This window comes from Microcystis sp. M113S1, from assembly GCF_020246945.1.
Taxonomy (GTDB): Bacteria; Cyanobacteriota; Cyanobacteriia; order Cyanobacteriales; family Microcystaceae; genus Microcystis.
Window position 1 is genome coordinate 1 of record NZ_JADBSA010000370.1, and the last position, 6680, is coordinate 6680.

At 42.2% G+C, this 6680-nt stretch carries 7 protein-coding genes; 3 read left to right on the forward strand and 4 right to left on the reverse strand.

Annotated elements, in window-relative coordinates; all coding sequences use genetic code 11:
- Positions 1–341, reverse strand: a 341-nt coding sequence (locus IM319_RS18640; protein WP_287736541.1) for a DUF3782 domain-containing protein, incomplete at its 3' end; no start/stop codon positions are given.
- Positions 342–648: 307 nt separating this feature from the next.
- Entirely contained in the window at positions 649–915 is a 267-nt protein-coding gene (locus tag IM319_RS18645) for a YciI family protein (protein ID WP_002776115.1), read from the reverse strand.
- 159 nt (positions 916–1074) lie between these two features.
- Here IM319_RS18645 and IM319_RS18650 point away from each other — a divergent pair, with 159 nt between their 5' ends.
- Positions 1075–1626 carry a 2'-5' RNA ligase family protein gene (locus IM319_RS18650; RefSeq protein ID WP_287736542.1) on the forward strand — a complete coding sequence of 184 codons (552 nt, stop codon included), beginning with the start codon at positions 1075–1077 and terminating at the stop codon, positions 1624–1626.
- Positions 1627–1907: 281 nt separating this feature from the next.
- On the opposite strand, the gene IM319_RS18655 is transcribed toward IM319_RS18650, so the two are convergent.
- The gene (locus IM319_RS18655) at positions 1908–3203 is read right to left on the reverse strand and encodes an RNA-guided endonuclease InsQ/TnpB family protein (RefSeq protein WP_287736543.1); all 1296 of its coding nucleotides are present in this window, start codon (positions 3201–3203) and stop codon (positions 1908–1910) included.
- A gap of 78 nt (positions 3204–3281) precedes the next feature.
- Between IM319_RS18655 and tnpA the strand changes: the two genes are divergently transcribed.
- Together tnpA and glcD are read left to right on the forward strand one after the other, a co-directional pair.
- On the forward strand, positions 3282–3692 hold the full coding sequence (gene tnpA, locus IM319_RS18660) for an IS200/IS605 family transposase (RefSeq protein ID WP_158199126.1): 411 nt from the start codon (positions 3282–3284) through the stop codon (positions 3690–3692).
- Between the two features lie 178 nt (positions 3693–3870).
- Positions 3871–5337 carry a glycolate oxidase subunit GlcD gene (gene glcD / locus IM319_RS18665; RefSeq protein ID WP_287736544.1) on the forward strand — a complete coding sequence of 489 codons (1467 nt, stop codon included), beginning with the start codon at positions 3871–3873 and terminating at the stop codon, positions 5335–5337.
- 211 nt (positions 5338–5548) lie between these two features.
- Here glcD and IM319_RS18670 read toward each other — a convergent pair whose 3' ends face one another.
- Positions 5549–6313: a hypothetical protein gene (locus tag IM319_RS18670; protein ID WP_287687823.1), complete on the reverse strand. Its 765-nt coding sequence runs from the start codon at positions 6311–6313 to the stop codon at positions 5549–5551.
- Positions 6314–6680: the final 367 nt, after the last annotated feature.

A 6680-nucleotide genomic window follows, 5' to 3' on the forward strand; every position in this document is an offset into this window, starting at 1 on the left:
ATCCCAATACCTTGACGTTTAACCCTAGCGCGGGGATAAATTTCTTTAATATCAATACCTTTTTCCTGAAACAGTCGCAAAACCGCCGGTTGGACTAATTCTTCCACAAAGCGTCCCCATCGCGTAGTCAGGCTATTTACCGCACGGTTGGTTTGTTCTACTGTACGCTTCAGTTCTGCTATAGTGCGATCGCTTTCTAATTTGGCTTGCTCAATCCGGCGATCGCTTTCTAATTTGGCTTGCTCAATCCGGCGATCGCTTTCTCTTAAACGACGATCAAACTCCTCAGCAGAAGTGCGGAACAATTGGTAAATATCTGCAATTGTTACTGATTCGCTCATCTTTTTTATCTAACCTCTATTCGGCTATTGTATAATAAATTTATGGTTTTGTGAAAGATTGAGGAACCAGGAAACAGTTTTCCGACCGGCAAGATGCCTCTCCCACGGTGGAGCTAATTTCTCCCTGTGGAGGGCTGGTTTTTTCTGTGTTAGAGTGATATTTGAGTGGTCCGAACACAGCTTCAAAAAGATATTGATCAGAAAAGTCATCATCAAGCTAGGGGTTTAAAGACTGATTTAAGCCAATTGTTTTTATTAGTAAATATTTTACACAATTGATACCAGATAAGTGCCATGGCTCACCCGACTATTCTACGACAATTCGCCATTCATGGAGTTCGTATTCCACACAACCATTCTCAATTAAAGGATCGCGAACTATAATTGCTTGGGCCTCCTCAAGAGAATCGGCCTGAAATAATAACATTCCGCCGCCCCTTTCTGCCCAATAACCGGTTTTTGCTGCTCGTCCTTGGCTAATTAAATCACGCACATAGTCCTTATGGGCGCTGACATAGCGATCGAAGGTAGTTTTATCAACAATGCCTTTTTCTATCTTGACAAACCAGGGCATAAATTCTCAGGAGACTAGGACTGATTAACAACCATATAATTATACCGATTAATCTTGGCAGTCAATGGTGCAATGTAACAGAGCTATACAATTAGTTAGAGTTGTTGAAGATTGCTAGAATCGAGATAATATCTTCATTTCTCTACCTTGCTTGTCTCCATGAATCAACCCCAGGGATCTCTATTTTTTATTGCGCTTTTGCCGCCGCGAGAGGTACAGGAAATTGCCACAAAAATCAAGTTAGAGTTTGCAGAAATTTACAATAGTCGTGCCGCCCTGAAATCGCCTCCCCACGTCACTCTCCAACCCCCTTTCCGGTGGAATTTAGGACAATTACCGGATTTAGAAAGATGTTTAGAGGAATTTGCCCGCTTGCACGCTCCTATTCCCCTAATTCTCCAGAATTTTGCCGCCTTTAAACCGCGAGTCATTTATATTAATGTCCAGAAAACCCCAGAATTATTAACCCTGCAAAAACGGCTTTTACAGCAGCTAGAATCTTCCCTGAATATCATTGATAATGCCTCAAAAAGCCGAGCTTTTGCGCCCCATTTAACCGTTGGCTTCCGAGATTTAACTAAAGATAATTTCTGGAAAGCTTGGTCAAAATATGCTAATCAAGAGCTATTTTTTGAGGTGATGATCGATGAAATTACCCTCCTAATTCATAACGGTAAGCACTGGGAAATTTATCGGCAATTTTCTCTATGAATCTAGACCCTTGCAGGTTTCTATCTAGGGTTTGCGGCAAAAAGTCTTTTAGTGGGGACAGGGTGTAGGGTGTGGAGTGTGGGGTGTGGGGTTTTAACCATTTTGAGGTGGTCAATTACCTAATTTTCAGGGAAAAAGTGCCTGAAATTTCCCCCCCGATCACTCCAATGTCAGGCACTTTTTGAGGTCAAAAAAGTCCAAAAGTGTTATCCGACAAGGTTTTTAGATTTATTCAACAGACCCTATCTACAGAGGAAGGGGTTCTATTGACACTCTGCGCGCTAAAGCGACGCAGATTCTAGCACAGAATTAGACCAAAATCTAATTCTGATGGGCATTGTCAAGATGCCTCTAGTAACTCTGCTCAAATCTAATTTAAGCATTGTCTTTACTTTTCTTAGAATATTTGCGCCGCCGTTACAATCGGCATTGACTAACCAATTATCAGCAGTACGATATAAACCGCGCTTAATTCGTTTTCCTGAAGACTGCCACCCGTCGGGTTTTTCACCATATTTAGGTAGCTCATCATTGTCCAAAAAAGAAGCTTTTGAGGTATAACTTTCTTCCGTCTCAACAAATTTAATGTCGTATTGTTCGCCAAGTTGAACAATTCTTTCCTTAAGTTTAGCTGTGGGAATTTGTACAAACTTTTGATTATTTTTCGCCCCCATATTTGACTCGTTTTTCTGACCTTGATTCCAGCCAAAAACAATAGTACCAATACCATGGATAAGACAATGATTGATTACTATTCTGGCTGCTTTATTAACGGCATCTCTCATTTGTTGATTACGTTTTTCGGTGACATGAGCTAAAGTTCTTGACCAAAATCCTTTAGGTTTTCCTTCTTTCAATGTCGCTATTTGTTTGTTGTACCATTGGTTAACCGATTTAAGATGTTTTCCATCAATAATAAAGCTGGTTTCAATATTAGAAACACAAGTTAACCAATTATTTAATCCGTGATCTATCCCTAGTACCTTGGTTGAGTCAAGATGCGTCGGTAGGCTTTGCCCCTCTTTGAGTTCACAATGTATTTGTTGATAAACAAATTCTGCATAAAGACAAGTATTTCTAGGAACTATTCTGACTTCTTTAATTAATTCCCATTTTAAATTAACAGGAAAAGGCAGAAAAAATTCTGTTAATCCAAACCACGCTCTAACTTGCTCTCCTAGAGGGAACCTTATTTTGCCCTCGATTAACTTTAACCATTTTTTAGGATAAGTAACCGTAAACAATCCTCCGCTTTTACGATACTTCGGGACATTAGGCTTTTGATTTAACTCTCCTTTAATAGACTTTTTTAAAAGTTTCTTAAAAGATTTAAAGGATTCACCAACATTTAAGCAAGTTTGCTGCATTGACGAAGCATATCCAGCCTTAAAGTGAGGATTAAACTTCATTTCTTTTGTCATAGCAAATCCAGTAACAATCTTACCCGTCTTCAACCAAATTTGACGAGCATAATAAACAGAACAATTGTATAAACTATTCGACTCACGACATAGATATTCAATAATTGCTCTTGTCTCTTTGTCTGCTTTAATTAAAACCTGCTGGCATCCAAACAATTTAATTTACTCCTGCTAACGGAATAATATTCATGTTAACCTATTGGTTGTCTACTGTCAAGCTATCAACCAGTATATATGAGAAAAGATTCGTTTGGATATAGACACAACAACCATTCGGTAGGGCTTGCAACTATTCACTTAGTTTGGATTCCCAAACGTCGTAAGCCAGTGCTAAGGGGCGACATTAAACTAAGATTAGCAACAATCTTGGAATCGGTTGCATCTGATAAAGGTTGGATTATTAAGGCTAAAGAGATAGCCCCAGATCATGTTCACTTGTTAGTAGAATATGATGAGAAAACAGCTATATCTGAAGTGGTCAAGGCTTTTAAAGGAAGAAGTTCAAGAATGCTAAGAGAAGAATTTCCAGAATTAACAAAACTACCCTCTCTTTGGACAAAAAGCTATTTTTATGACACTTCTGGTAAAGTTAGTACAGCAAAAGTAATGGCTTATATTAATGACCCACATCATGACAGACATTAGGACGGCGGATAAATCCGCTCGCGTCGCTTTTCCGCCCCGTGTTGAAACGACGGGGCTACCAAGCTCCCGTCTTTTTTCGTGTTAAAATAGGAGAGAGCAATTTTTAAAGCTTTCAGGCTTTTTTGCGATATTTTAACCTATAGAGCGATTTTATGGCGACTCCGCCACCCTGAAACCTATGTTACTCAAAAATCCCCCGAAAATCTCCCCCAACCTGATCAAACAGCTAGAAGCGATTCTTGGCAAAGATGGAGTCATCCGGCGCAAAGATGAATTATTAACCTACGAGTGCGATGGTATCACAGGATACAGACAAAGACCCGCTCTTGTGGTATTGCCCCGCAGCACCGCAGAAATTGCGGCGGTGGTGAAACTCTGTCACGATAACGAGATTGCCTGGGTAGCGAGGGGTGCGGGAACGGGCTTATCGGGAGGGGCGTTACCCTTAGAAGAGGGGATTCTCATCGTCACGGCGCGGATGAATCAGATTCTGGGGGTTGATTTAGATAATCAAAGGGTGGTGGTACAGCCCGGGGTGATTAATAATTGGGTGACGCAAGCAGTAAGCGGGGCAGGATTTTATTATGCACCGGATCCCTCTAGTCAAATTATCTGCTCGATCGGCGGTAATGTGGCAGAAAATTCCGGCGGGGTTCACTGTTTAAAATACGGTGTGACTACCAATCACGTTATGGGCTTAAAAATCGTCCTTCCCGACGGTTCAATTATCGATGTGGGGGGTGCGGTACCAGAACAACCGGGCTACGATTTAACCGGTTTATTTGTGGGTTCCGAGGGAACTTTAGGCATCGCCACGGAAATCACCTTAAGAATTCTGAAAACTCCCGAGTCTATCTGTGTTTTACTGGCCGATTTTACCAGTATCGAGGCGGCGGGCCAAGCGGTGGCGGATATTATTAAATCAGGAATGATTCCGGCGGGGATGGAGATTATGGATAATCTCAGTATTAACGCCGTGGAAGACGTGGTGGCTACCGGCTGTTATCCCCGGGATGCCGAGTCAGTTTTATTAGTGGAATTGGATGGTTTAGGGGTAGAAGTAACCAGGAATAAGCAGCGGGTTGCCGAGATTTGCCGTCAAAATGGGGCGAGAAATATCACCACGGCTAATGATGCCGAAACCCGCTTTAAACTCTGGAAGGGCAGAAAAGCGGCTTTTGCGGCGGCGGGGAAAATTAGCCCTAATTATTTTGTGCAAGATGGGGTGATTCCCCGCACTCAATTGGTGTATGTTCTTCAGGAAATTAAGGCTTTAAGTGAAAAATACGGTTATAAAATCGCCAATGTTTTCCACGCTGGTGATGGCAATTTACACCCGTTGATTCTCTACGATAATAAGGTAGAGGGGGCCTGGGAAGAAGTGGAAGAATTAGGCGGTGAAATTCTCAAACTTTGTGTGCGGGTTGGGGGCAGTTTATCGGGCGAACATGGTATCGGCATCGATAAAAATTGTTATATGCCCGCCATGTTCAACGAGATTGACTTAGAAACTATGGGCTATGTGCGGGATTGCTTTAATCCCAAAGGTTTAGCTAACCCGGGGAAATTATTCCCCACCCCGCGCAGCTGTGGGGAAGCCGCTAATGCCAAAATGCAAGGGTTTGGGGGGGTGGATGTGTTTTAGGTTATCGGCAGTAATATATCTCTTGCAGAAATCAAAAATCTTCCAAAAGAAAAGAGACAACTTCCTATCCATAAAACCTAAGATTATGTCAAATTTATCTGAGTTCTTAGATATTTTGACCTGATAGCGGTTCGAGAACTTACTTTTGCAGGAGGTCTAAAGATTTTTCTGACTGATTACTGATTGCTGATGACTGATGACTGATGACTGATTACAGTCCACCTTGGGGTCCTAGGGGCAGATTGATATTAGAGGGGAAAACCGGGAGTTGTCTTTCCAGAAAGCGTTGAGTGACTAATTCTCGGAAAATCTCTAGATCTTTTTGCCATTGTCCCAGATATTGTTTGAGCAGATTTAATCGATCGCCGCCCTCGGCCAGATTATAGTTAAAGTTACCAGCAAATAATAGCACCGCTAAGGTTTTACCATCGGGTAATTGCAATTTTGCCTCGTTAATCGCCACGGATAGCTGAGAGGTTTCTAACTGATAAAGTAGATTGATGCCGGCTTGTAGAGGGGCTGTACCGAAATTGTGCCAGGGACCGGGGGCGAGAAGAGTTTCGGTGATATATTTTTTAGCGGCATCGGGGCTACTAGGGAGAGGAACAATGCTTTTCGGGGCGATACTCAGGGCTTGATATTCGGCTAAAGGGAGTTTATCTAGATATAAACCAACAATTTCTGGCAGTTTCAGGTTCAGGCTATCGGGAGAGTTAATTATCTCCACAAAGGTAATTGTCCGGGGTTGGGCGACGATGCTGATACCATTTTGAAAACTAACTTGAGCGTAATTAGGATTGAGTACCGGCTGGCCATTTAATTCCCAGTCGGGGGGAACTATTCCCGAATATTTGAGGAAATCAACCGTTAGCATGGCAGGATTGAGGCTTTTGGCTGTAATTGCGATGGAAAGTTCTTGTATTTCCCGCAAACTAGCCAGAGGTTGATTGGAGTTATTGTCAGTGGTGGCAATCATCAATTTTCTCCTTGGATATTTAAGTTTTGTCTCTAGGGTGACAGTTAAATTATTCCGGGTCTCGGAGGCCTAGTCACTAATCAACTTAGACACAGGACAAGAGAGCCATTCTAGATAGGGTTTGCGGCAAAAAGTTTTTCGGTGGGGGTTGGGGGTTGGGGGTTGGGGGATGGGGGATGGGTTTTACCGATTTTCAGGTGGTCAACTACCTAATTTTCAGGGAAAAAGTCCCGGAATTTTCCCCCTGATCACTCCCATATCTGGCACTTTTTGAGGGGAAAAAAGTCTAAAAGTCTTCTACAACAAGGTTTTTAGATTTATTCAGCAAATTCTAGATAGGGTTTGCGGCAAAAAGTTTTTCGGTGGG

What these genes read in the sequence shown, in the direction of transcription:
- IM319_RS18645 (WP_002776115.1), bottom strand. Translation starts at nt 915, where the DNA reads ATGCCCTGGTTTGTCAAGATAGAAAAAGGCATTGTTGATAAAACTACC.
- IM319_RS18650 (WP_287736542.1), top strand. Translation starts at nt 1,075, where the DNA reads ATGAATCAACCCCAGGGATCTCTATTTTTTATTGCGCTTTTGCCGCCG.
- tnpA (WP_158199126.1), top strand. Translation starts at nt 3,282, where the DNA reads ATGAGAAAAGATTCGTTTGGATATAGACACAACAACCATTCGGTAGGG.
- glcD (WP_287736544.1), top strand. Translation starts at nt 3,871, where the DNA reads ATGTTACTCAAAAATCCCCCGAAAATCTCCCCCAACCTGATCAAACAG.
- IM319_RS18670 (WP_287687823.1), bottom strand. Translation starts at nt 6,313, where the DNA reads ATGATTGCCACCACTGACAATAACTCCAATCAACCTCTGGCTAGTTTG.